This is a genomic window from Streptomyces sp. NPDC021224 (assembly GCF_044332905.1).
GTDB lineage: Bacteria > Actinomycetota > Actinomycetes > Streptomycetales > Streptomycetaceae > Actinacidiphila.
In genome coordinates, this window is record NZ_JBIRPW010000009.1 from 45576 (window position 1) to 70049 (window position 24474).

The window sequence follows — 24474 nt, forward strand, 5'->3', positions numbered from 1 at the left end:
TCCGAGGAGTTCCCAAGCCCGTGACCTTCGACGACGAGAACCTGCCCGTTGCCCCAGATCAGCCCTGGTGGCACGCCTCCGTGGCCTTCTCCGACCCGCACGCGGGCGCTGCACGGGCGCTGGCGGCCGCACTGTCCGGGCGCCGCTTCCACTTCCTACGCAAGGACGCCGGCGTGCGCCTGCGCACCCAACAGCCCGCCGCCAGCCTACTGGACCAGCTCGTCACCGACCGCGAGATCACCGGCTGGACGAGTGGAATCTACGAACCGGAGACCCATGCCTTCGGCGGCCCCGAGGGAATGGAGGTCGCGCACGACGTGTTCTGCGCCGACAGCCCCGCCGCGCTCGCCAAGACCGGCACCCCTGGCGCCCGCGAGCGCAGCGTGATGCTGCTGTCCGCCATGATCCGCGCGGCCGGACTCGACCCGTTCGAAGCCGGAGACGTCTACGCACGGTGGGCCGCCCTCCGGCCCCCCGTCACCCCGCCCCAGGGTCCCGCCTTGGAGGAGGCCGTCTCCGCGATGCGCCGCCTGATGAACGCCGACGCGGCCCTGCGCCCCGACGCGGAAGCCGGTTGGGCCGAGCGCGTCGCCGCGTTCGAGCACGCCGGGCGCCGCCTGCGCCGGCTCGCCGCCGACGGCCGACTGATACGCGGGCTTCGGGGCGTCCTCGCCCATCACGCGATCTTCGCGTTCAACCGCGCGGGCGTGCCTGCCGACGCGCAGGCCGCCACCGCGTGGCTCGGCCGTCACGTCGCCTTCTCCGCCGTCGATGGCGACGTATCTACCCGCAAGTCCGCTCTGACGGACCCTAGCCTCCCTCGAACGGAGACCACTGTGACACCCGTAACCGACCCCGTCCAGCTGCGAGAAGCGCTCGCCCAGCGCCTCGTCGACAGCGGCCACCTGCGCACGAAGGCGGTCATCGACACCTTCCGCAGCACCGACCGGCACGCCTTCCTGCCCGGTGTCGACCTGGAGACCGCGTACAAGGAGGACGCGGTCCCGACCAAGCACGACGAGCACGGGGAGATGATCTCGTGCATCTCCGCGCCGTCCATCGTCGCCACCCAGCTCGAACAGCTCGGCGCCCGGCCCGGGCACAAGGTCCTGGAAGCCGGGGCCGCCACCGGCTACAACGCCGCCCTCCTCGGCACAATCGTCTCCCCCTGCGGACAGGTGTGGACCCTCGACGTCGACCAGGACCTCGTCGCCGGCGCGAGCAAGCACCTCGCCGACGCCGGTATTGGCAACGCCACCGCGGTGATGGCCGACGGCGCGGCCGGGCTGCCCGAGCACGCCCCCTACGACCGGATCATCTTCACCGTCGGCGCCGGCGACGTCCCCGTGAAGATCCTCGATCAGCTCGCCTCCGGCGGGCGCCTGGTCCTGCCGATGCGGATCCGCGGCAGCATCTCCCGCTCCTTCGCCTTCGAACGCGACGGCGACACGTGGAAAACCGTGTCCTGCGAGATGGCCACCTTCATCCCGCTGCGCAAGGGCGTCTGCGACGACGTGTACACGCTCGTGCCGATGACCGGAGAGGGCAACGTGCGCCTGGAGACGTTCAGCGAGCAGGACGTCGACCGCGGTGCGCTGGCCACCGTCCTCGACCGGCAGCAGACCAAGCTCTACACCGGGGTGAAGTTCCGGCAGGGGTCCGCGTGGGAGTGGCTGTACCTGTACCTGGCCTGTGTCCTGCCCAACGGCCTGTCGCGCCTCCCCGGGCAGCGTCCCGGGTTCACCCCGCACTTCGGATGGGGCTCCATGGCCGCCCTCGACGGCGGGTCGCTGGCGTACCTGACCATCCGCGAGGGCGAGGACGCGCACGGCCGGTACTGGGAGATCGGCGTGATCGGCCACGGCGAGGCAGGTGCCCTCCTCGCCGAGCAGGTTGTCGAGGAGATCCGCGCTTGGGACGCCAGCGGCGGCAACGACGCCCCCGAACCGGGCTTCCGCATGGCCACCGCCGACTACCGCGACCGGCTGACCGCGGACGACCCGCGCTTCGTCATCGACAAGCCCTACAGCCGGATCGTCGTCCACTGGGTGCGCAAGGGCTGAACCGGTGCTTCCCGCGATAGCCAGCCGCATCCCCCTGGTCCGCCGCTCCAAGGCACCTGCGCTCCCCCTGGACGAGCGCATCAACCACCTCACCGGTCTGGCCGTCGCACCCGCAGGTGCGAGCCACCACGACCTGGTGGCCCGCACCTGCGGAGTCCTCAACTACGCCGCGCTCATCGCCTCCGACGTCGGCCTGCGCGACCTGGCCGCCAGCCTGTGCTGGCGCCAGCACCAGGCCTTCGCCGACGCCGGACGCCTGAGCGGACCGATCGCCGTCATGTCGCTGATGCCGCTGGTCAACCTCTCCCGGTTGCTGACCCGCGACGGGCAGGGCGAGGCCGCCTACGACCTGCTGGTCCGCCTCAACCACGCAGCGCGGCACCGGGAGAAGACCGAGATCGACGGACGCACCGTCGACCTCTCGTCCCTGACCGGCACGGACGAGGACCACCGCGCGGTGTGCCAGGAGCTGTACGTCACCTTGCTCGTGGACGGCGCCCGCGCCCTCGCCCGCATCGGCCGCTGGACCGACGCAGCCGACGCCATGGCTCAGCACCACGGCATCGGCCACCGCCTCCTCGACGGCCGCCAGATCAAGATCATGGCCCTCATGGAACAAGGCCTGGACCAGCAGGCCCGCGACCTGATCGACGCCACCAAGCCCACCGAACCCTGGGAGACCCACGTGGCCCAGCTCCTGCGCGCCCACTGCTGCCCAGCCCATGCACCGCTTCCACGGTCGGACCTCGACCAGGCACAGCACGCGACCGTCGTGCTCCTCGCCGACCCCGAGCCGTCGACCGCCGTGTTCCAGACCCGGGCAGGCCTGACCGCCCTGGAACTCGACGCCAGCGGGCGGCAGTCGAGCGCGCTCCTCGAAGCTCTCGCTGACGTGGCCCGACTCGACGCCTATGCCTCGCGCGAAGTGCTGCACCACCCGCCCTCCCGAGCCGTCCTCAGCGCCGAGCGGGTGTCTGCGCTCGGCTCGGTGGTCGAGGCCGCAGGTCTCGACGCCAGCGGCATGCGCGCGGGCCATCAGCGGGCCCTGTCCGAGGCAGTCGCCCTCGGCGAAGCTGAGCTGAAGCGACTTCTGCGTGGCCACGATGCGGCGCGGACAACCCCCTGAAGGAGGTACCCCAGCCCGTCTGAGTGGTCGAACGCAGCATCACAGCCCACGCCGTTCGGACACAGAGGTAAGGCATCGAGAAATCAAACTCAGGTTCTAGATTTCGCCCTCCTCCACCCGTTACGGCGACACCAGACCCGCCGTTACCCGATCACCAGTCCGTATCTCGCTCCGAGGAGCCATCGTGAATCCCGTACGCCGGCCTGCACTCCTTCAACCCGCGTTCGAAAACACCACCGCTTCCTCAAGCGCCCCCTGGCGCTCCGCCGCCGACCGCAACACCCTGCTCACCCGTGGGTCACGACCGCACACGAGGTACCTGGCATGACCCGCGGCCCGTCCTACCAAGCCACCGCCTGGCCTGCGGGAGGCGCCCGGTGAAGAGGTTCTTCGGCCCGGTGAAGTTGGCCGACCCGCAGGTGTCCGAGGCCGAGCAGGAGCTGTTCGGCGGGCCGCTGCGCTACGACATGGGCTGGTCCCAGCACGAGCACGCGGGCCTGGACCTGACCATGATGTCCGCGCTGCGCTCCATGCCGTCACTCGTCGGTGCCACGCTGCGCATGGCGTGGCAGGCCGACCGGCGCGCCCTGCTCTCGGTCGGGGTCAGTGAGATCGGCCAGGGCATCGCGGCTGCCGGCGGGCTGCTGGCCGTCAACGCCGTCATGCACGCGCTGCTCGCCGGCACCGGCAGCACTGCCGCGCGGCTGCACGCCCTGCTGCCCGGCCTGTTGGCGGCCGCGGTCATCGGCGTCGTCAACTCCGCCCTGTCCGCGTGGTCCACCTCCCGCGCCGGGCGGCTGGAGCCCAAGGTCAAGCGGATCGCCACCACCCAGTACCTCGCCGCGGCAGCCCACGTCGAGCTGGAAGCCATCGACGACCCCGACTTCCGGCGGCTCGTCGACATCGCCCAGCAGGGCCCCGGCTCCGCCCGCCGCATGATCGGCGCCTGCGTCGCCGCGCTGAACGGCCTCATCTCGCTGGTCACGACCGCCGGCGTCCTGGCCGTCCTGCACCCGCTGCTGCTGCCCCTGATGATCCTCATCGCCGCCCCGCGCGGCTGGGGCGCCATGCGCGTGGCCCAGGAGCGGTACGTGTCGGGCATGAGCTGGATCGAGCACGTACGGGCCAGCCGCCTGATCGGCAACCTGCTCACCGACCGCACCGCCGCGCAGGAGGTCCGCCTGCACGCCGTCGGCCCCTTCCTCCTCAGCCGCTACGAGCGCATGGCCGAGAGCGCGGAGGCCGAGCAGGAACGCCTGGCCTCCAGCAAGGCCCTGACCGAATGGGCCGCCTCCGCCCTATCCGGACTGGCGACGGCCGCGACCTACGGGGCCATGTTCTGGCTGATCACGACCGGGCACATGAGCCTCGCCGTCGCCGGCACCGCCGTGATCGCCGTGCGCACCGGCTCGGCGAGCCTGGGCGGACTGGTCATGAACGTCAACCGGCTCCACGAGGAGAGCCTGTACGTCCGCGACCACGGCCGCTTCCTCGCCCAGGCCCGCCGGCGGACCCTGCACACCGGCGGCGCCCCCGTACCCGAACGGGTCGAGGAGATCGTCCTGGACCAGGTCACCTACCGCTATCCCGACCGGGACACCGCCGCCCTGGACGGGGTGTCCCTGACCCTGCCGATGGGATCGGTGACCGCGGTCGTGGGCGAGAACGGCTCCGGCAAGAGCACGCTGATGAAGATCCTGTCCGGCATGCTGCTCCCCGGGACCGGCACACTGCGCTGGGGCGAGGCGGACGTCAACGGCCTCGACCGCGCCCAGGTCTTCGCGCGCGTCTCGCTGCTCACCCAGGACTTCCAGCGCTGGCCGGTGACCGCCGCGATGAACATCCGCCTCGGCCGCCCCGACCACCCCGCCACGGACGAGGACCTGACACCCTCGGTCGACTACGCCGCCGCCGGCCCCGTCGTCGCCAAACTCCCCGACGGCCTGCGCAGCCTGCTGGCCCGCATGTTCCGCGGCGCCGTCGAACTGTCCGGCGGCGAATGGCAGAAGATCGGCCTGGCCCGCACCCACTGGCGCAGTGCGACCTCGCAGGCAGACGGCGTCCTCATCGTCGACGAGCCGACCTCCGCCCTCGACCCGGAGGCCGAGATCGAGGCCTTCGACCGCATCCGCCGCCTCGCCGCCCCGAACCGGGCCGTCGTCCTGGTCACCCACCGCATGTCCGGCGTCCGCCACGCCAACCACATCTACGTCCTCGCGGGCGGGCGCCTCGCCGAGCACGGCACCCACCACGAACTCATGGCCGCCCGCGGCCGCTACGCCGCGATGTTCGACGCCCAGGCCGCCCAGTACGCCCCGACCGCGATCATCCCCCACCCCTCCGCGCCCACCGTCCCGGGCCCAGGCACGCCCACCACCTCCGACCAGGTGTGACCCGCTCGTCCGAAAGGCCCGCACGTGACCGCTCCGTCCGCCACGGAACTCGACGACGCCACCGCCCTGCGCCACCGGCTGGCCGACCAGCTCGCCGCCGCCGGACACATCCGCACCCCCGCGCTCGACCGCGCCCTGCGCACCGTCCCCCGGCACGCCTTCGCCCCCGAGGTGCCCCTCCACGTCGCGTACGCCGACGACATCGTGCCCACCCGCCACCGCGACGACGGCAGCGTCACCAGCTCCATCTCCGCGCCCTGGCTCCAGGCCGACATGCTCGAAGCCGCCCGTATCCGGCCAGGCCATCGCGTGCTGGAGATCGGCTCCGGCGGCTACAACGCCGCGCTCATCGCCGAACTCACCGGCCCGACCGGTCAGGTCACCACCCTCGACACCGACCCGGCCGTCACCGAACGGGCCACCCGCTTCCTGGCCCGGACCGGGTACGGCCACGTCCGCGTGGTCACCGCGGACGCCGAGCACCTGCCCGCCGGTGTGGTTCCCTGCGGCGGCTTCGACGCCGTCGTGGTCACCGTCGACACCTGGGACCTGCCCTGGATCGACGCACTCGCCGAAGGCGGCCGTCTCATCGCCCCCTTGCGTCTGCACGGCTACCACTGGGCCATCGGCTTCACCAAGAACAAAGGAGCGCTGCACAGCAGCGAGCCGCTCGTCGTCTGCGGCTTCGTCGCCATGCAGGGCGACGGCGCCTGGAAATCGAACCGCCGCACCGTCCCCGGCACCGGCGTCCACCTTTCCTGGGAGGACGGCACCCCGCTGCCCGTCGACGACCTCGCCCCCGCCCTCACACGGGTGCCGACCGTGACCCGCACTCGCATCACCGTCGGCGGTCAGGAACCCTTCGACACCCTCACCCTCTACCTCGCCGGCGCCCTGCCCGGCTTCTGCCGCCTGGAGGTCGACCCCGAAGGCGACAACGGCGTCCTGAACCCCCCGCCCCGCCACTGGCCCGGCGCCGCCATCGCCCGCGGGGCCTCTCTCGCCCGGCTGGCCACCGATCGCATCGGCGACGGGGACGACGGCAAGGGCCTGTGCGAGTTCGTCGTCCACGGCCACGGCCTCCAAGGACACCTCGCCGCGCAGGAGATGGCCGAGCAGGTCGAGCACTGGCACCGCGGCACCCGCTGCCCCCTCATCACCGCCCGACCGGCAGCCGGCTGTGCTCCGGCGCGCACGGACCACGAACCGCACGTGTTCGCCAAGAAGCACACCCGTATCACCGTGGCCTGGCCGACCGTGCCCGGCAGCACCGCCTCGCCTACCACCGGATGACCGGCGGCGCCTTCCGACCACCGCACTGCGCACCGGCCCGTCCACCGTCCTGGAAGGCAACGCATCGTGACCTCTCCCGTCCCCCCTTCCGATCACCTGGCGCCGCGCTCTGCCCCGCCCGCAGCGCGGTACGCCGTCCCCCGGCATGCGGCGTGTCTCGGTGCCGCGGCGGTCATCACCGACGAAGTCGGGCGGGTCCTGTTGGTGCGCCCCACCTATCATGAGGACGGCTCGTGGCTGCTGCCCGGAGGTGTCGTCGAAGTCGGCGAACATCCGCTCGTCACCTGTCGACGCGAGATCGCCGAGGAACTGGGCCTGACGGACCTGCCCCTGGGGGGCATTCTCGCCGTCTACTCCCTCTCCCCGGGCCGCTCCGACGCTCAGCCCGGCGCGCTCTTCCCCGGAGAGATCCGTTTCGTCTTCGACGCCGGCACGCTCACCCCCGACCAGGTAAAGGCGATCCGCCTGCCGCCCCAGGAACTGGCCGATTTCGCCTTCCTGGAGACCCGGGACGCGGTGCAGCGGATGCGCTCCGTGGACGGGCAGATCATGCTGGCCGCCTACCGTGCCCGTCTCGGCAACACCGCCACCGCGCACCTCGCCGACGGCCTCCACATCCTCGACGTCCCGGCACTGGACAGGCACGACGTCCACGTCCGCTACCGGCCCTTGTGGGACAGTCCCCTCAACCTCGGCCCCGTACCCGACCATCTCCCCGTGCAGCAAGCCTGGGGATGGTGCTTCGTCCCTGACGGCCGGGTCGTCCTCGTGGCCGACCCCGGCCCGCGGGGCGCGCTGCCGATGCTGCCCGGCGGCACCGTGGAGAGCACCGACACCACCCCCGAGGCTACCTTTCACCGCGAAGCCGCCGAGGAAGCCCAGCTCACCCTCACCGACCCGGTGCGCCTGGGCTGGGTCCTGGACGAGACCGGCAAGGTCTACGGCGGAGTGGGGCCGAACGCCAGGCTCCGCCTGGCCGCCCGGGTCACCGGCATCGGCCCGGCGGCCATCGACCCCGCCACCGGCCACGCCTTCATCCGCCTGCTCACCACCCCCGCTCAGGCAGCCGCCCTGCTGGGATGGGGTCAGCCCGGCGCGCGGCAAGCCCAGCTCGCATCGCAGACAGCACGCGAGCGCTGGGGTCTACCCCCCGCTCGGCCCGTCGCCATCGAAGAGATCCCCACGGAGGGGATGCGGCTGAGCTGACACGACCGCCCCCTGCCTCCGACTCGTCTCACCCCACGTACCTGCGAGGTCGCCCATGCCGTTGTCACACGACCACATCCGCACCACCATCGAGACCTATCTCGCACACCACCCTCACGAGCGCGAGCAGCTCCGCGGACTCCTGGACGCGCTCGACCGTCGAGCCGACATCGCCAACCGCTCCACCTTCACCGGGCACGTCACCTGCGGCGCGATCGTCGTTGACCCGCTCGGCCGCGTTCTGCACGTGCTGCACCTGGCGAGCGGGCAGGTCCACGCCCCCGGCGGACACCCCGAACGAGGCGACGAGTCCCTTGCAGGAGCGGCGCTGCGGGAGTTGCACGAGGAGACCGGGATCCCGCCCGAGGCCATGGCGCCATGGCCCGGCTACGAGACCGTGCCGGTCGACATCAACATCCACCACATCGACGCCCGCCCGAGCAAGGGCGAACCCGGCCACCAGCACTTCGACTTCCGGTTCCTTTTCCGCCTGCACACGACCGAGGTACCGGTGGTGCTGCAGGAAGACGAGGTCGGCGGTATCGAGTGGCGGCCCGTGGACCGGTTGACCTCCCCTTCCCTTCGCGAGAAGCTGCTCAAGCTCACGCCCGGAACCGAGCCGGAGACCGCCAACGCCTCGGCCCTGATCTACAACGACCGCGGCGAGTACCTGCTCCACCTGCGCGACTACTTCCCCGGACGGATCTGGGAGCCGGGCATGTGGTCGCTGCTGGGCGGCGGCCGAGAGCCGCAGGACGCCACCCTGGAAGACACCGTGCGGCGCGAACTGGCCGAGGAAGTCGGCCTCCACATCGCCGACCTGACCCCGTTCGGCACTGAGCGTGCGTCCGACGACGCCGGCACTTCCGTGTCCATCACCGTTTATGCGGGCCGTTGGAACGGCGACCCCGGGGAACTCCACTTGACGGAAGGGGTGATGCTGGCCTGGTTCTCCCCCGACGACTTCCACCGCCTGCGTATCGCCGACACCACGCGCGACCTCGTACGGCGCCACGCCGCCGGCCACCCGGCCCTCACCGCGCCGCAGAGCGGGCTCTCATCCCACGGGGAGCGCGGCTCGGCCTCCCCACGCGGCACGGTCCTCAACGTCATCGGCGTCCACCTCTACCTGGAGCGGCCCGACGGAACGGTGCTGCTCGGGCTGCGCCACCCCGACTCCGCTTTCGCACCGTCCACCTGGCACGTCCTGGCCGGACACTGCGAGCAGGAGAACGCCATCAGCTGCCTGATCAGGGAAGCACGGGAAGAAGCCGGCCTGCACATCGAGCGGCAGGACGTCGAACTCGCCCACGTCGTTCACCACATCGACATGGCCGGGGACCGGCCCCGCATGGGCCTGTTCTTCCGCGCCCGCGCCTGGAGCGGCGAGCCGGAACTGCGCGAGCCGAACAAGTGCACCCAGTGGAAGTTCTGGGACCCCGCGGCGCTCCCCGACGACCTCGTCCCCTACACGCGAGTCGCCATCGAGGGCATCCGTGCAGGCCGCCTCTACTCCGAAACGGGCTGGCCCGCATGACCGGCACACGAATCGACGCACTCCGTCGTGCGTCCACTGCAACCGCAGTCGGCCGCGAGGACACCCGCCTGGTGGTGATTCGCGGAAACTCGGCATCAGGCAAGTCGAGCGTCGCCCAGGGCCTGCGAGATCACTACGGCCGCGGTATCGCGATCCTGGGCCAGGACGTGATCCGCCGGCACGTGCTCAGGGAACACGACACAGCGGGCGGCTCCAACATCGCCCTGCTGGGCAGGATCGCGCGCGAAGCACTGAACGCCGGCTTTCACGTGGTGCTCGAAGGGATCCTGTATGCCGATCGCTACGGCCACATGATCACGTCTCTGGTACGGGACCACCGCGGTCTCTCCTGCTGCTACTACCTGGACGTGCCGTTGGAGACGACGTTCGTCCGACACGCGTCCAAAGCGGATGCCGCGTACCTTACGCAGGTCACCGATACCCACCTCACCTCCTGGTACCGCGAGCTGGACCTGCTGCCCGGCAGTCTGGAGACCGTGGTCCCGGCCGACAGCACGCTGCACGACACCGTCGCGCGGATCCTGCGCGAAACTGACCTGGCCTCCGCCTCCCCCACCCTGCCGCCGCAGTGCAAGCCGTCGCAGGGAGACTCGGTGAGGCCTCTGGTGTTGATGTCCGATCCGCGGGTCGCCGCGATTCCGGTGCACGAGTGCGGGGAGACCCTTGTCGACGTGCGGGACCACAGCTTCCGTGTCGATCCCCGCAAGGAAGATCCGCTGGGCGCGTTCGCACACGTCCGCGAGGGCGTCCTGGCCCGGCTGGAGCACGCCCGCTCGCTCCTGCCCGCCGGCACCGACCTGCTGTTCATCGAGGGCTACCGGCCGCTGGCCCTCCAGCAGCGCTACTTCACCGAGTACCGGGACGAGCTGGCCGCCGCTCACCCCGGCTGGGCGGCTGAGCAGCTGCACCAGGCCGCTAGCCGGTACGTGTCGCCACCGGAGATCGCGCCTCACTCCGCGGGCGCGGCCGTGGACGTCACCCTCGTCGACCAGGACGGCCACGAACTCGACCTCGGCACCCGCGTCAACGCCTCCCCCGAGGAGAGCGACGGCGCCTGCTTCACCCACGCACCGAACCTCAGCGATCGCGCGCGTCACCACCGCACGATGCTTCTCAACGCCATGGAGAACGCAGGTTTTACCAACTACGGGACCGAATTCTGGCACTTCTCGGCAGCAGACCGGTACGACGCGCTGATGCGGCACGAGCCCCAAGCGCGCTACGGACCGATCGAACTGCCCTAGTGTGATGCGCCAGAAATGACGGTGCTAAATCTGTAGTCTGTTGTTATGTCGCCAGGTCCTCGTGCCGTTGAAGTCTGCCTGTCTGATGAGGAACGCGCGGAGCTGACTGGCTGGGCAAGTGGGGCGGTGGCTCCGCGTTTCGCGGAGCGGGCGCGGATCGTGCTGGCCTGTGCGGACGGGGCTCCGAACGCGAGGGTGGCGGTGCAAGTCGGCGTGACCGTCGCAACGGTGAGGAAGTGGCGGGGGAAGTTCGCGGCTGAGCGGATGGCCGGACTCGACGACGCTGCTCGTATCGGCCGACCGAAGGCCGATCTGGTGTTGAGCGACGCTGAACGGGCTCAGTTGATGCAGTTGTCGGCGTACTGGTTGAAGTGCTCAGGCAGGTACAGATGAACGTGCTCATCTGCGTGACTTGTCAGGACCTACCCCTACCGGGACACGGAGGGCGGAGAGCCCTTGTCGTCCGCGCCGGAGAGACCGGATGATCAGCTCATGATAGGTATGGGCACCGCCGACGACATCCCCCTGGGCGAGCTCTTTCCTAAGCTGTCGGCCGCCGATCTTGAATCACTAAGGCACACGGCTCGCAGCGTTGGCGGGCATCGCTCGGAGGTCACCGCCAAGGGGTGGGACTGGTGGCCGGCTCACGGGATGTTCGCGGGTCCGCAGTCCCAGACATGGGTGATCCTCGTCCTGTGCGTTGTTCAGCCATCGGGTGAAGGTGACTGGTTGGAGTTCCAGCTTCAAGTGGGCTGGACGGACCTGGGGCAGCACGAGGTGACAGCTTCGGTCAACGTCGGCTGCTGGTGTGAAGCTGACCACGGCACCCATGACGTCGACCTCCTCAAGGTCGTCGTGGGTGATGAGATCTCGCTGCGCCAGGCTTTCGAGGCATGTGCCGAACGTATGGCAGGGTGGCTGACCGACTCTCGCGACGCGGACTTTTGGCGAGCACGAGAAGATCTGCCAGCGCGCCGCATGTAGGCCTCGCCCGGGCGTCTTCAATGCCTTCTGCTCAGCGATGTCTGGGGCGGTTGCCCGTTCGCGGGCTGAGCACGTTCATCTGTACCTCATGGGGCACTTTCGCGTGTACGCCGACAGCAGTGGTCCAGGCGCGCGAAGACCGCCCAGTATCTGGCGCTTCGCGCGAAGATCGTGCTGCGTTGCGCGGAGGGCGGGACGAACCAGCAGGCCGCAGCCGACCTCGGCATCGACCGGTCGACCGTGGACCGCTGGCGGGCCCGGTTCATCGCCAAACGCCTCGATGGCCTGCAGGACGAGCCGCGCTCGGGCCGGCCGCCCTCGATCCTCCTCGACCAGGTCGAGGAGGTCGTCGTGGCCACCCTGGAATCGCTCCCCGGCCAGGACACGCACTGGTCACGGGCCTCGATGGCCCAGCGCACCGGCCTGTCGAAGTCGACCGTCGGGCGGATCTGGAAGCGGTTCGACCTCAAGCCCCACCTGCAGGACTCCTTCAAACTGTCCACCGATCCGCAGTTCGTCGCCAAGGTCGTCGATGTTGTCGGCCTGTACCACCAACCGCCCGAGAAAGCGGTCGTGCTCTGCGTGGACGAGAAGAGCCAGATCCAGGCGCTGGACCGGTCCCAGCCGGTGCTGCCGATGATGCCGGGCATGCCCGAACGGCGTACCCACGACTATCTGAGGCACGGCATCACCAGCTTGTTCGCTGCCTTCAACATCGCCGACGGCAGCGTCATATCGGCACTGCACCGCCGCCATAGGGCCATCGAGTTCAAGAAGTTCCTGGTCCGGATCGACAAGGCGGTGCCCGCCGGGCTCGACGTGCATCTCGTGTGTGACAACTACGCCACCCACAACACCGCCGAGATCAGGACGTGGCTGGGCAGACACCCCCGCTTCCACGTCCATTTCACTCCCACCGGCTCCTCGTGGATGAACCAGGTGGAGCGGTGGTTCGGCCTGCTGACCGACAAGCTCATCCGCCGCGGCGTCCACACCTCCGTCAAGGCACTGGAAGACGACATCACCGCATGGATCGACACCTGGAACGACAACCCACGGCCCTTCGCCTGGACCAAGGCAGCAGACGAGATCCTCAACTCCCTCGCCGACTACCTCACCAAGGTCGGAACCATCGGCCAGAAAACAGAGCAGAACTAAGCATCAGGATTTCTGGCGCATCACACTAGCGTGCCGACATCCTCGTCCGCCTTCCCGCACTTACCACGATCCGGAAACGCAGGGAGCACGGTCACCGCGCCCTGGCCCGGTTGCGATCCCACGACCGCAACGGGCGGAACGCATCGAACGGAGGCACCTTGTGCCTGACCACACCCCGCAAGCACTCCCAACCGCCCCGGGCCCGGCGGCCGGAGACGCACCGCAGGAGCACCACATGCACCTGCTCGGGCGGTACTACCGCCAAGCCGAAGCAGGCCGCCCGCAAGACGATCGAAGTGCGGGCGGCCCCCCGAACAAGCGCGCCATCAACGCCGACGACACGATCGTCTTCCGCGACCGCGACACCGGCCGCGAACTCGACGTCACCGTAAAGCGGATCGCCCCGTACCCCTCCTTCGAGGAACTGCTCAGCTCGGAGGACCCCGCGCGCATCGACCCGGACCAAACACGCATTACGAGCGCGTTGGACGGTCAAGTCATGTCGCCTCTCCGCGAGTGTTAGCTTCTCCCTGCCGTTTCCCCCACGACGCCGTCCCGCGAACGGGGTCTCCGACGCTCTTGCCGTTGGTGCCCCATGCGCCAAGGGCCCATGCACGGCCCGTACTGCCTTCCGTCGTCCACGTAGGGGGACGCTATCGCCGCAAGCAAATCTTCTGGGCGTTAGCTGATTCGGAACGTCCGCGGCACCGGCGCCTTACCACAACTATGCGGCGCCACCAAGTTCCACAGACCGCACATCCTTGGCGTCACCAGCTTGACAGCACCAAGGGAGCTCTCGTGGACGTCAGGAAAACGTCAACCGCAGACACCGCTTTCCTCACTCTGGACAAGGCTGCGCTCTACCTCGGCATCGCGCCCAACACGCTATACGTCTGGCGGCACCGCAGGCAGGGGCCACCCAGCTTCCGTATGGGAGGGCGGGTGATGTACCGGATTTCGGCGCTCGACGAATGGGTCAACGAGCAGGAACTCGCCGACTCTCGGTCCATTCCTGGGCTCAATCCCCTCAGTCGCCAGCCGGAGCGACGCGCACGGTGACGAGGGATCCCGCACCGCGCGCCGACACCGAATCGACATCATACTTTCCCGCTACACCCGGATATACCTCGGCGATCAGATGCGTTCAGACCACCACGTCAGGGAACGTACGCCTCTAGATCGGGGTACCAGCAGGTGGCGGGTTACATAGAGGACCGGTGGCTGAAGAAGCGGCCGAGCAAGGCGACCGGAAAGCGCGAGCGCACAGCGACGTGGGGCAAGGGCATGCGCTACCGCGTCAAGGGCATACCGGGCGTGAAGGACAGGTCATTCGAAACCGTGGCCGACGCGAAGAGCTGGTTGGCCGCGGCCACGGCGGACACCGGGCGGGGTGCGTTCGTCGATCCGCGTGACGGCGCGATCACCCTTGCCGACTACATCGAGGAGATCTGGTGGCCGAGCCGCACCGACGAGCCCTCGACGGTCGCGCCCATGCGCAGCCGTATCTGGAAGCACATCATCCCGCTGCTGGGCTCCTACGCGCTCCGGGACATCGACGCCTCCGCGCTGCGGTCGTTCAAGGCGAGCCTGCTGTCCCGGGTCGAGGCGTCGACCGCGGAAATCATCTGGATCCACCTCACGACGGTCTTGAACGCCGCCGTCGACGACAAGCGCCTCCTCACGAGCCCGGCCGCGACCTCCCGGACTGTCAAACGACCGAAAGCCGTCAAGAGCAAGGCGCCGGCATGGACCCGTTCCCGCGTTGACGCTGTCCGGAGGGGACTACAGGAGCGATACCGCTTCGCTGTCGACATTGGTGTCGGCCTGGGGCTGCGGCAAGGAGAGGCGTTCGGGCTCGCGGAAGAGGACTTCGACTTCGAGGCCGGGGTCGTGCACGTCCGGCGGCAGCTGCGCTGGGACAGCCGGGGGCGGCCGTACTTCTGCCTTCCCAAGGGCGGAAAGGTGCGGGACGTACCCCTGCACCGCTTCCTGGCGCAACGCGCCCACGCGCACTTCCGGCGCTTCCCGCCCGTTGAGTGCACGCTCCCGTGGCGGAACCCCGAGGAGCCGACCACCCCGCTGGAGGAGCGTCAGCGCAAGCCGATCACCGTACGGCTCGTCCTGAGCACCTCCAGGGACCTCCGGATCAACTACAAGACGTGGAACGAGCGGAGCTGGAAGCCCGCGCTCGTCGCGGCCGGGGTCATCCGCACGGTGGGCAAGAAGGTCGAGACCCACGGAGCCCGCATCCGGCGCCACCCCGAGTTCGAGCGCTCGCGCCGGGACATGTTCCACGTCCTGCGGCACACCTACGCCAGCGTGCAGCTGGAAGCCGGCGAATCGATCGTCAGCGTCTCTGCCTGGCTCGGGCACTCCTCGCCGACAATCACCCTCGACCACTACGCTCACTTCATGCCAGGAGCGGGCAAGCGCGGGCTCGCGTCCATGGACTCCTGGTTCGCCACCGGCGCGACGCCGGAAGTCCCTGAGAAGTCCCTGGCGCACCTGGAGCTCTCGAAGCTGACCTTGAAACCGCAGGTCAGCGCCACCTTCCGAGCAGCCGCCGCCCTGAAGGTCAAATACAAGGAGACCGCCCGCGGCGGCCTCGCGGTCAACGTCATCGAGTGCTGACGGCGTCTGCGGGAGCTGTACGCGGATCCGGACGATGCACCCACAGCGGGGGGGGAGGGCGACATTTCGCCCTGCGGCGCCGCTGGAAACACGTCGAAAAAGTCTGCCGGGCGTGGCCGGAGGTGGGCCTTTCCCGGCCACGCAGGGGTGCTCGGGTGGACGCGGGGCCGGAGCCCGGCGCGGGGTGTCTCCGGTCTCCTCCGGGGCTGGCAGCCGCCCGCTCCGGGCGTCGCGAAACACCCCCTGGCCTGGCCTTTCGTTCTCCTCGCTCCTACGATCGCACTCGGTCGAAGGGGGGCCGGACGGACCGGACCGTACGCACCGTTGAGGACGTTCTCGCACTCTTGGACGGACTGTTCGCCTCTGAATCCGGGGCCGGCCGCCTGGCGACCGGTGACGGCAAGGACTTCTGGGATCGCTTCTACGCCGACCGGTCGCGGCCGGTCCCGTTCTTCGTGGCGAAGCCCGACGAGAACCTGGCCGCCTATCTCGACCAGGGCTTGATCGCTCGCGGGCGGGCCCTGGACCTGGGCTGCGGGGCGGGCCGCAACGCGCTGTTCCTCGCCTCGCGCGGCTTCGAGGTGGACGCGGTCGACCTCTCCCCGGTGGCCGTCGCGTGGGGCGAGGACCGGGCGCGCGAGTCCGGCGTCGATGTCCGCTTCCTCTGCGGTGACGCTTTCGCTCTCCCTGCGACCGAGGTGAGCGGCCCGTACGACCTGGTCGTCGACTCAGGATGCTTCCACCACTTGCCGCCGCACCGCCGGGTCGGTTACCTGAGTCTCCTCGACCGCGTCCTGGCCCCCGGCGGCCATCTCGCCCTCACCAGCTTCGCTGCCGGCGAGGGAGGAATGGGTTCGGAACTCGCCGACGCGGACCTCTACCGTGAGCGCGAGTTGCGGGGCGGCCTCGCCTACACACCCGAATCGCTGCGCTGGATATTCTCTGACCTGGTGGAGATCGAACTGCGCCGCATGCGGGAGGAGCCGCCCGAGTCAGCACTCTTCGGCGTGACGTTCCTGTGGACCGCGTTGTTCCGTCGGAGTGCAGCCTCTGCCGTATCAGCCGACATTCGCCCTGTCCACGACCTCATGTAGGCGCTCGTCCTGGGCGGGTGGTGGCGCAGGGTGTTCGCAGGCGCTGGTCGGCCGGGTCCCGGAAGCCGTGGGGGGCTCGCGCGGTCAGCTTGACGATCCGGTGGGTGCCCTCGCCGGCGGCGTTGCTGTGGCCGGTGTCGATGAAGGCCGCGGTCTGGGGCCACGCCGTGTACAACGTATGTGCGCCGAATTCCCTTCGACCGAGGACGACTCATATGTCACAGCACAGCCCCCTGGGCAGGATCGGTGTCTGGAGCAGTGCCTGGACCACCGCCCAGAACGGCGATGGAATGGCCTACTCGGGTGAGTACGACGACGCGGCGGCCGAGCTCGACGCCCTGGGCTACGGCACGATCTGGCTCGGCGGCGGCCCGGACGTCGCGTACGCGGCGCCCCTGCTCGCCGCCGCGCCCAGGATCGTGGTGGCCACCGGCATCCTCAGCATCTGGCAGCACGGTGCGGCGGAGGTCGCCGCCGGGAGGGCGGAGCTCGAACGCGCCCATCCGGGGCGGTTCCTGCTCGGGCTCGGGGTGAGCCACAGCGTGCTCGCCAAGGACTACGCGAAGCCGTACTCGGCGATGCGCGAGTACCTGACCGCCCTCGACTCCGCGCCGGAGCCGGTACCGCCGGCCGGACGAGTGCTGGCCGCGCTCGGCCCCAGGATGCTGGAACTGGCCAGGGACCGCACGGCTGGGGCGCACCCGTACCTGGTCACCCCGGAGCACACCGCGCGGGCGCGCGAGATCCTCGGCCAGGACGCACTGCTCGCCCCGGAGTTCAAGGCGGTGCTCGACCCGGACCTGGAGACCGCCCGCGCGACGGCCCGCGCGCATCTGGCCATGTACCTCACGCTGCCCAACTACACCGCCAACCTGCGGCGGCTCGGCTTCACCGAGGACGACCTGCGCGACGGCGGCAGCGACCGGCTGCTGGACGCGGTGTTCGCGCTCGGCGACGCCGACACGATCGCGACGCGCGCCCAGGAGTTCCTGGCCGCGGGGGCCGATCACCTGGCGCTCCAGGTCGTCACGGCCGGCACGCGGACCGGACTCCCGCTGGACGCCTGGCGGCGGCTGGCCGCCGTGCTGCTGCCGTGACCGCGGGCCCGGGAGCCCCGGGAGCCCACCGTGGAGAGGAGAAAGGCCTGCCACGACGTTCGGCATCATGACGTTCGTCACCGACGGGGGAACGAGGCCCAACGTGCCCGCGGCTGCGGTGGGGAGACGCGGATTCGCTCACTGACGGTCCCGGAGCACCCGCACATTCCCGCTCCCCCAGCGGAAGGTCCGTACGCCCGTGGCAAGAGCCGCGCGGCGCTCGAACGGCTGCGCACCTTCGCGGACGGCATGGCCCTCTTCGACTGAACCGAACACATCAGCCCCGGTGTCGGATCGACCCGTAGGCAGCCCTCCGCGGCCGTCCGACACGCTTCGTCCGGGCAGGCCGCCGGTTCCCGTAGCGAAAGCCGGGGAACCGGCGGTCCGGGCCGGGCACGAGTTCAGAGATCGACGTCCACGGTGACGTCCGTCGAGGCCTTCCCGAGGAGCGGGATCCCGCCGGGCGCACCGCTCTTCACCGAAGTGTTCCAGCTCCGGCCGTTGGCGAACCGCTCTGTCGCTGACCGCGCCGAGGTCACCGCGTAGCTGCCGCCGCCTCCCCCACCGCCGTCGCCCTTGCCGCCGCTCGGGGTGCGCGGGCGAGCCGGTTCGCCTCGTGGGGGGTGCCGCACGGCGCGCCGCAGCCATGTGTCACCTGCTTGACCGGTGACGGCGAGGTGTGCGAATCTCTTGCTGATCCGCGAAAGCCAGGCCCAAGTGGGCTTCGGCCTGCGGCTTTTCAGCGATCTGACGCCGCGTCCGCTGCCGGGCGGCTCGCCGCCTCCTCTGCGAAGGAATGCCATGAGACGACTTCTGACCGTCCTCGTCACCGCCGTACCCCTGGTCACGGCCCTCTGCCTCCCGGCGGGCGCCTCCGCGCACACCGCCGCCGGGTCGCACGGGGGCACGCCCTTCCGATGTTCGGCGGCGTCCGTCCGGGGCCCCGCGGGCACGGCCGTGGAGTCCGCGACCGCGACGAGCCGGCCGGGCGGCACCGTGCATGTGGACGTCACGCCGACCGGACCGGTGGACGTCCCGGACGTCCCCGCGTACTGCGAGGTGGTCCTCACGCTCACCCACCCGGGCGCAGGCGACCGTGAGAGGGTCACCGTCTGGCTGCCCCGCACCGGCTGGACCGGCCGGCTCCAGACGGTCGGCGGGGCCGCGTACGCCGCAGGCGACTACGGCCAGAACCTGGCCGACGCGATCAAGCACGGCTACGCCGCGGCGACCACCGACGCGGGCGTCGGCGGCTACACCGACACCGGCTGGGCGCTGGACGCCCAGGGCGACGTCGACAAGCCCCTGCTGGAGGACTTCGCCGCACGCGCCGAGCACGACACGGCGGTGGTGAGCAAGGAGGTCGTGGCGGGTGTCTACGGCACCCCGCCGGACTACGCGTACTTCACCGGGTGCTCGACCGGCGGCCGCCAGGGCTACATGGAGGCCCAGCGGTACCCGGACGACTACGACGGCATCCTCGCCGCCGCGCCCGCGATCAACTGGGACGAGTTCGAGGTCGCCACCCTGTGGCCGCAGGTGGTCATGAACAACGAGCACACCTTCCCCAGCCAGTGCGAGTTCAACGCCTTCACCGCAGCCGCGGTCAAGGCCTGCGACTCGCTCGACGGCAACCCCGACGGCCTGATCGGCGACCCGCGGGACTGCCACTACGACCCACGCGAGCTCGTCGGCACGACGATCGACTGCGGGGGCACACCGATCACCGTCACGGCCGCGGACGCGACCGTCGTCCGCAAGATCTGGGACGGCCCGCGCACCGCCTCGGGCAAGCGGCTGTGGGCGGGCGTGCCCGTCGGCGCGAGTTTCGACCTGGCCGGCACCCGCACCGCGGACGACGGCACCGTGAGCGGCGATCCCTTCCCCGTACCCGCCCAGTGGGTCGCGGACTTCGTGGAGAAGCAGCCCGGCTACGACCTCACCACCCTCACCTACGACCGGTTCGCCCAGCTCTTCCGGCAGTCCGAGGCCGAGTACGACGCGGTCATCGGCACCGACGACCCGGATCTGACGGCCTTCCGCGCGTCCGGCGGCAAGCTGCTCAGCTGGCAGGGCCTGGCCGACCAGTACATCCCCGCCCAGGGCACGGTGGACTACCGGGAGAGGGTCGACCGGCTGATGGGCGGCACGAAGAACGTCGACGACTTCTACCGGCTCTTCCTGGCCCCGGGCGTCAGCCACTGCGCCGGCACCCCGGCCCCGGGCCCGGCGCCCACCGACGCCCTGGGCGCCCTGACCCAGTGGGTCGAGCACGGCAAGGCCCCGCGCACCCTGAGCGCCGCGGCCACGCCGCCCTCCGGCGGGACCGTCACCCGCGACCTGTGCCACTACCCCGAGGTCTCCCGCTGGACCGGCCACGGTGACCCTGCCTCGGCCGCGAGCTACCGCTGCGTCGCGCCCTCCCGGCACTGACGCCGCACCCCGGCGCGGGCGCGTGCCCTGTTCCGCGGTCCGCCCGCGGAGCAGGGCGCGCGCCTGCGCGGTTCAGAGGTGGTCGGCGTCCACGACGGCCTGGGCGAAGGCGGTCGGCGCCTCCTGCGGCAGGTCGTGCCCGATGCCCTCCAGCAGGCGGTAGCGGTACGGGCCGGTGAACCGGCCGCGGTAGGCGGTGTCGTTGCCCGCGCTGAACGGGTCCAGCTCCGCGTCGAGGACGACGGTCGGCGCTGTGACGGCCGGCATCGCGGCGAGCCGCTCCTCCAGGTGGTCGTAGCGGCGGTCGCCCGGGGCGAGGCTCAGGCGCCAGCGGTAGTTGTGGATCACGATGGCGGCGTAGTCGGGGTTCGTGAAGGCCGCGGCGGTGCGCTCGAAGGTCGCGTCGTCGAAATCCCACGACGGGGAGACCGTGTCCCACACCAGCCGGCACAGGTCGTGCCGGTCGGTGGCGTCGCTCATGGCCTTCGCGCCGCGGTCGGTGGCGAAGTAGTACTGGTACCACCAGGCGTACTCGGACCGGGGGGCGATCGGCTTCAGCTGGGTGGGCAGGTGGGTGACGAGGTAACCGCTCACCGGGACCAGGGCCTTGACGCGCTCCGGCCACAGGGCCGCGATGATCGCGGCGGTCCGGGAGCCCCAGTCGAAACCGGCCAGCACCGCGCTGTCGATCCGCAGGGCGTCCATCAGCGCGACGATGTCGAGCGCGACCACCGACTGCTGGGCGTTGCGGAAGGTCCGCGGGGACAGGAAGCGGGTGGCGCCGTGGCCGCGCAGGTAGGGGACGATCACCCGGTAGCCCTGCGCCGCCAGCAGCGGGGCGACGTCCACGAAGCTGTGGATGTCGTACGGCCAGCCGTGCAGGCAGATGACGACGGGGCCGTGGGCGGGACCGGCCTCGGAGTAGCCGATCTCCAGCTCACCGGCCTCGACCCGTTTCAGGGGGGCGAACGTGGTGTGCGTGCCGGGCGTGATCAGTGGCACGGTCGGCGCGGCGGTCCCGGCCGCCGTCCCGCGCGGTGCCGCGGCCGACGCGGTCTGCAGCCCTGCGAGCGAGGCCGCCGCCGCGCCCGTGCCTAGTCCTGCCGCCTTGCCGAAAGTGCGCCTGTCGATCATAGGAGTCCTTCCCTCGGTCCTCTCCGGCCGACCGGCCCGTGGTGCCGCGGGACGGCCGGGACGGGCGCCGGGGTGACGTCGTCACAGAAGCCTGTGCCCATCACTTTCGTACCGTAAGGACACGCGTGTATCAGCCAGTTGACGGACGAACACGCGGTGACCGTGGTCATACGGCGGCGGACGGGTCAGCCGTCGGAGCACGTCACCACCTCGCGCTCGCAGAGCGAACGGCCCTCCGTGGAGGCCGTTCGGCCGGGGGCGGGGCGGGCCTCAGGGGACGAGTTGGGCGAGGGAGGTGGGGAGCTGGGTGCGGCGGCGGATGCCGAGTTTGCGGTAGGCGCGGGTGAGGTGCTGCTCGACCGTGCTGACGGTGATGAAGAGCTTGCGCGCGATCTGCTCGTTCGTGGAGCCCCGGGCGGCCAGCGCCGCCACGCGCCACTCCGCCGAGCTGAGCCGGCGGGCGGCGGGGCCGGGGTCGCCCGCGGGGCGGGGCTCGGCCTTCTCCCGGGAGGCCACCGCGGCCGGCGGTTCGGGCAGCGGGGCGGCGGCGCAGCGTTCCACGAGGGTGCGCGCCTTGTGGGCGTGCCGGCAGGCCTGCACCGGCTGGCCCAGCGACTCGTAGGCGCGGCCGAGGTCGGCGAGGGTGTAGGCCAGGTTGAGCGAGTCGCCGCAGCGGTCGAGGATGTTCGCGGCCTTCAGCAGCACCGGGGGCCGCTCGTCGGGCCGCAGGGTCGCGGCGACGGCGCGGTAGGTGAGGCTGCGGGCGCGGGCGTGGCCGAGCGGGAAGAGCGACATGCGCTCGGTGAGCAGTTCCCTGGCCTGGGCGACCCGGCCCATGTGGAGGTAGGCGCGGGCGGCGTTGGTGCGCCACGGTACGGCCGAGGGGCAGTCCGCCTCCCAGAGCTTCATCAGGTGGCCGGCCGCCAGGAAGTCCTGGAGGGCGGCGTCGTAGCGGCCGCGCGCGAGGTGGAAGTTGCCGCGCGCGTCAAGGTAGACGACCCCGCCCAGGGTGCCGAAGGCCGCGCTGGGGACGGGGATGTCGAGATAGCTCTCGGCCTCGGCGAGCTTGCCCATGGCCGTGGTGGTCAGGACGAGCTGGGACAGCGGGATGACGATGGCCGCCCCCCAGCTCTCCCGCGGCATGAGGGTGAGAGCCGCCCGCGCCTGCCGGTTGGCGTTCGCGAGGTCGCCGAGGCGGTAGTGGATCTCGGCGCGCGCGGAGGTGAACAGCGCGTTCCACACCAGGCCGTACGTCCCGCGCAGCGAGGCGCGCAGCGCGTCGCACCACACCGACGCCTTGTCGAGGTTGTCGGAGTAGATGAGGACCATGAGGGCGGCCAGCGACGAGGCCGGGTTGACCGCTCCGGCCAGCGCCTCGCGCAGCACCAGCTCGGCGGCCGGCACCGCGCCCTCCTCCCCGGCGTTGCGCAGCACCGCGCCGAACGCGGCGGCGGCCCGGTGCTCGGCGGTGCCGGGGCGGGAGGACGCGGTGCGGGTCTTCTCCCCGCCGACGGCGGCGGTGGGGGCGATACCGGGGTAGGTGATCGGCAGCCAGCGGCGGATCTGCTCGGCGTACGGCAGGGCGTCCTTGCCCGCCGACGGGCAGGTGCCGTCGGCGAAGCGGGCCATGACGCGCGTGGCCTGCTCGACCTGACCGTTCCACAGCAGGCTGCGGACCACCGGTACGCCCTGCCGTACGGACAGCTCGCCCTGCTCGGCGGCCGCCACGAGTTCGGGCAGGTAGCTCTTGACGGCGGCGGGGTCGTAGCGCCACATCAGGTCGGTGAGCCGGGCGGCAGTGTCGATGCGCTCCCGGGCGTCGACGCACTCGCGGTGGGCGCGTTCCAGATAGCCGATGGCCTGTTCGTGCTCACCGCCGGCGAGTGCCTGCTCGGCGGCGTCGCACAGCACCTGGCGGGCCCACGGGACCGCGTCGTCGATCCGCATCAGATGCTCGGCCGTGACGAGAGCGGGGGCGCCCTCCTGGTAGAGCAGCCGGGCGGCGCGGCCGCGCAGTTCGTGCCGCTCCTTGGGGGGCAGGCTGCCGAGCACCACCTCGCGGACGCAGTGCAGGCCGAGCAGGTCGTGGTCGAGCAGGCCGCCGACGCCCGGGGAGGCGACGACGCACTCGACGGAGCCGGGGTCCATGCCGCACAGCCGCGCGACGGCGGAGGCCGAGCGGAATTCGCCCAGCGCGGCGATGGCCTGGGCGATCCGCAGGACGACGGGTTCGGCCCGGTACAGGCAGCTGAGCACGGCACGTCCGAAGGCGGACCCGGCGGCGGGCGGCAGCGCGGTGTCCGGTCCGGCGGCTCGGGCGGCGCAGTCCTCGGCCAGCGCGTGCACCAGCAGCGGGCGACCGCCGCACAGGGCGGCGGTGTCGGCGGCGACGCGGCCGGCCGTCTCCAGGTCGCAGTATTCCTCCAGCACCGCGGCGACGCCGGTGACCGACAGCGGTTCCAGGTCCAGCTGGGTGCAGTTGGGCATGCGCAGCACTTCGGCCTGGATGATGCGCTGGACGGTGTCGCGGCCCATCCCCGGGCAGTAGGCCAAAGCGACGGTCAGCGGCGCGCCGCCCATCCGGCGCATGAGCGCCAGCAGGTACTGGAGCGACTCGACGTCCATGAAGTGCGCGTCGTCGATGCACACCACGAGCGGTGAGCTGTCGGTGAGGTACTGGAAGGCGCCGTGCAGCCGGCCGAGGATGGGCGGGGAGATCTCCCGGTGGCGGTGCGCCCCGGCCTGGCCGACGCTCTCCACCAGCCCGCGCACCTCCAGGTCGGCGCCGCTGAGGTGCGGCCGGTAGCCGCGCAGGAGCTGGTCGATGACGCCGAGCGGCTGGTAGCGCTCGAAGCTGGAGGCGGTGGCCTTCAGGACGGTGGCACCCGCGATGTCGGCCTCCCGCGCGAAGGAGTCCAGCAGCGCGGTCTTTCCCTGCGCGAGCGGGCCGCCGACGGCGACCATCTGACATCGTCCCGCCGAGCATTCGCTGTAGATCTGGGCGAGGGCTTTCTCTTCCTCGTCCCGTTCGACCAGCTTCTCCATGACAACTCACCATCT

The 24474-nt window shown here is 70.9% G+C and carries 17 protein-coding genes and 1 pseudogene; 16 read left to right on the forward strand and 2 right to left on the reverse strand.

The window, feature by feature from the left end:
- Positions 1 to 20: 20 nt before the first annotated feature.
- The 16 genes and pseudogenes from fxlM (ACH4PY_RS23290) (at position 21) to ACH4PY_RS23365 (ending at position 20280) form a co-directional block, all read left to right on the forward strand.
- Positions 21 to 2063, forward strand: a complete 2043-nt coding sequence (gene fxlM, locus ACH4PY_RS23290; RefSeq protein WP_398186047.1) for a methyltransferase, FxLD system — start codon at positions 21 to 23, stop codon at positions 2061 to 2063.
- Between the two features lie 4 nt (positions 2064 to 2067).
- Positions 2068 to 3189 carry a hypothetical protein gene (locus tag ACH4PY_RS23295; RefSeq protein WP_398186050.1) on the forward strand — a complete coding sequence of 374 codons (1122 nt, stop codon included), beginning with the start codon at positions 2068 to 2070 and terminating at the stop codon, positions 3187 to 3189.
- 377 nt (positions 3190 to 3566) lie between these two features.
- Positions 3567 to 5582, forward strand: coding sequence for an ATP-binding cassette domain-containing protein (locus tag ACH4PY_RS23300; RefSeq protein ID WP_398186052.1), 2016 nt, complete (start codon positions 3567 to 3569; stop codon positions 5580 to 5582).
- Positions 5583 to 5606: 24 nt separating this feature from the next.
- Positions 5607 to 6875, forward strand: coding sequence for a methyltransferase, FxLD system (fxlM, locus tag ACH4PY_RS23305; RefSeq protein ID WP_398186055.1), 1269 nt, complete (start codon positions 5607 to 5609; stop codon positions 6873 to 6875).
- Positions 6876 to 6941: 66 nt separating this feature from the next.
- Entirely contained in the window at positions 6942 to 8081 is a 1140-nt protein-coding gene (locus ACH4PY_RS23310) for an NUDIX domain-containing protein (protein WP_398186058.1), read from the forward strand.
- Positions 8082 to 8136: 55 nt separating this feature from the next.
- A complete protein-coding gene (locus ACH4PY_RS23315; RefSeq protein ID WP_398186060.1) occupies positions 8137 to 9618 on the forward strand; it encodes an NUDIX domain-containing protein in 1482 nt (493 codons plus the stop codon).
- Positions 9615 to 10883, forward strand: a complete 1269-nt coding sequence (locus ACH4PY_RS23320) for a M15 family metallopeptidase (RefSeq protein WP_398186063.1) — start codon at positions 9615 to 9617, stop codon at positions 10881 to 10883. Before ACH4PY_RS23315 ends, ACH4PY_RS23320 begins: the two co-directional genes overlap by 4 nt.
- Positions 10884 to 10928: 45 nt before the next feature.
- Positions 10929 to 11276 (forward strand): transposase, encoded by a 348-nt coding sequence (locus ACH4PY_RS23325; protein ID WP_398186065.1) that lies wholly within the window; start codon positions 10929 to 10931, stop codon positions 11274 to 11276.
- 108 nt (positions 11277 to 11384) lie between these two features.
- Positions 11385 to 11867 carry a hypothetical protein gene (locus ACH4PY_RS23330; RefSeq protein ID WP_398186068.1) on the forward strand — a complete coding sequence of 161 codons (483 nt, stop codon included), beginning with the start codon at positions 11385 to 11387 and terminating at the stop codon, positions 11865 to 11867.
- A 102-nt stretch (positions 11868 to 11969) separates the two neighbouring features.
- A pseudogene (locus ACH4PY_RS23335) lies at positions 11970 to 13025 on the forward strand (IS630 family transposase); the annotation flags it as partial.
- 235 nt (positions 13026 to 13260) lie between these two features.
- A complete protein-coding gene (locus ACH4PY_RS23340) occupies positions 13261 to 13548 on the forward strand; it encodes a hypothetical protein (RefSeq protein WP_398186071.1) in 288 nt (95 codons plus the stop codon).
- A 275-nt stretch (positions 13549 to 13823) separates the two neighbouring features.
- Positions 13824 to 14084 (forward strand): helix-turn-helix transcriptional regulator, encoded by a 261-nt coding sequence (locus tag ACH4PY_RS23345; RefSeq protein ID WP_398186074.1) that lies wholly within the window; start codon positions 13824 to 13826, stop codon positions 14082 to 14084.
- Between the two features lie 225 nt (positions 14085 to 14309).
- A complete protein-coding gene (locus tag ACH4PY_RS23350; protein WP_398186078.1) occupies positions 14310 to 15656 on the forward strand; it encodes a tyrosine-type recombinase/integrase in 1347 nt (448 codons plus the stop codon).
- A gap of 344 nt (positions 15657 to 16000) precedes the next feature.
- Positions 16001 to 16750: a class I SAM-dependent methyltransferase gene (locus tag ACH4PY_RS23355; RefSeq protein WP_398186080.1), complete on the forward strand. Its 750-nt coding sequence runs from the start codon at positions 16001 to 16003 to the stop codon at positions 16748 to 16750.
- 215 nt (positions 16751 to 16965) lie between these two features.
- Positions 16966 to 17847 carry an LLM class F420-dependent oxidoreductase gene (locus ACH4PY_RS23360; protein ID WP_398186083.1) on the forward strand — a complete coding sequence of 294 codons (882 nt, stop codon included), beginning with the start codon at positions 16966 to 16968 and terminating at the stop codon, positions 17845 to 17847.
- Positions 17848 to 18648: 801 nt separating this feature from the next.
- The gene (locus ACH4PY_RS23365; protein WP_398186085.1) at positions 18649 to 20280 is read left to right on the forward strand and encodes a DUF6351 family protein; all 1632 of its coding nucleotides are present in this window, start codon (positions 18649 to 18651) and stop codon (positions 20278 to 20280) included.
- A gap of 72 nt (positions 20281 to 20352) precedes the next feature.
- On the opposite strand, the gene ACH4PY_RS23370 is transcribed toward ACH4PY_RS23365, so the two are convergent.
- Positions 20353 to 21414 (reverse strand): alpha/beta fold hydrolase, encoded by a 1062-nt coding sequence (locus tag ACH4PY_RS23370; RefSeq protein ID WP_398186088.1) that lies wholly within the window; start codon positions 21412 to 21414, stop codon positions 20353 to 20355.
- Positions 21415 to 21684: 270 nt separating this feature from the next.
- Positions 21685 to 24459, reverse strand: a complete 2775-nt coding sequence (locus ACH4PY_RS23375) for an AAA family ATPase (protein WP_398186091.1) — start codon at positions 24457 to 24459, stop codon at positions 21685 to 21687.
- Between the last annotated feature and the right edge of the window lie 15 nt (positions 24460 to 24474).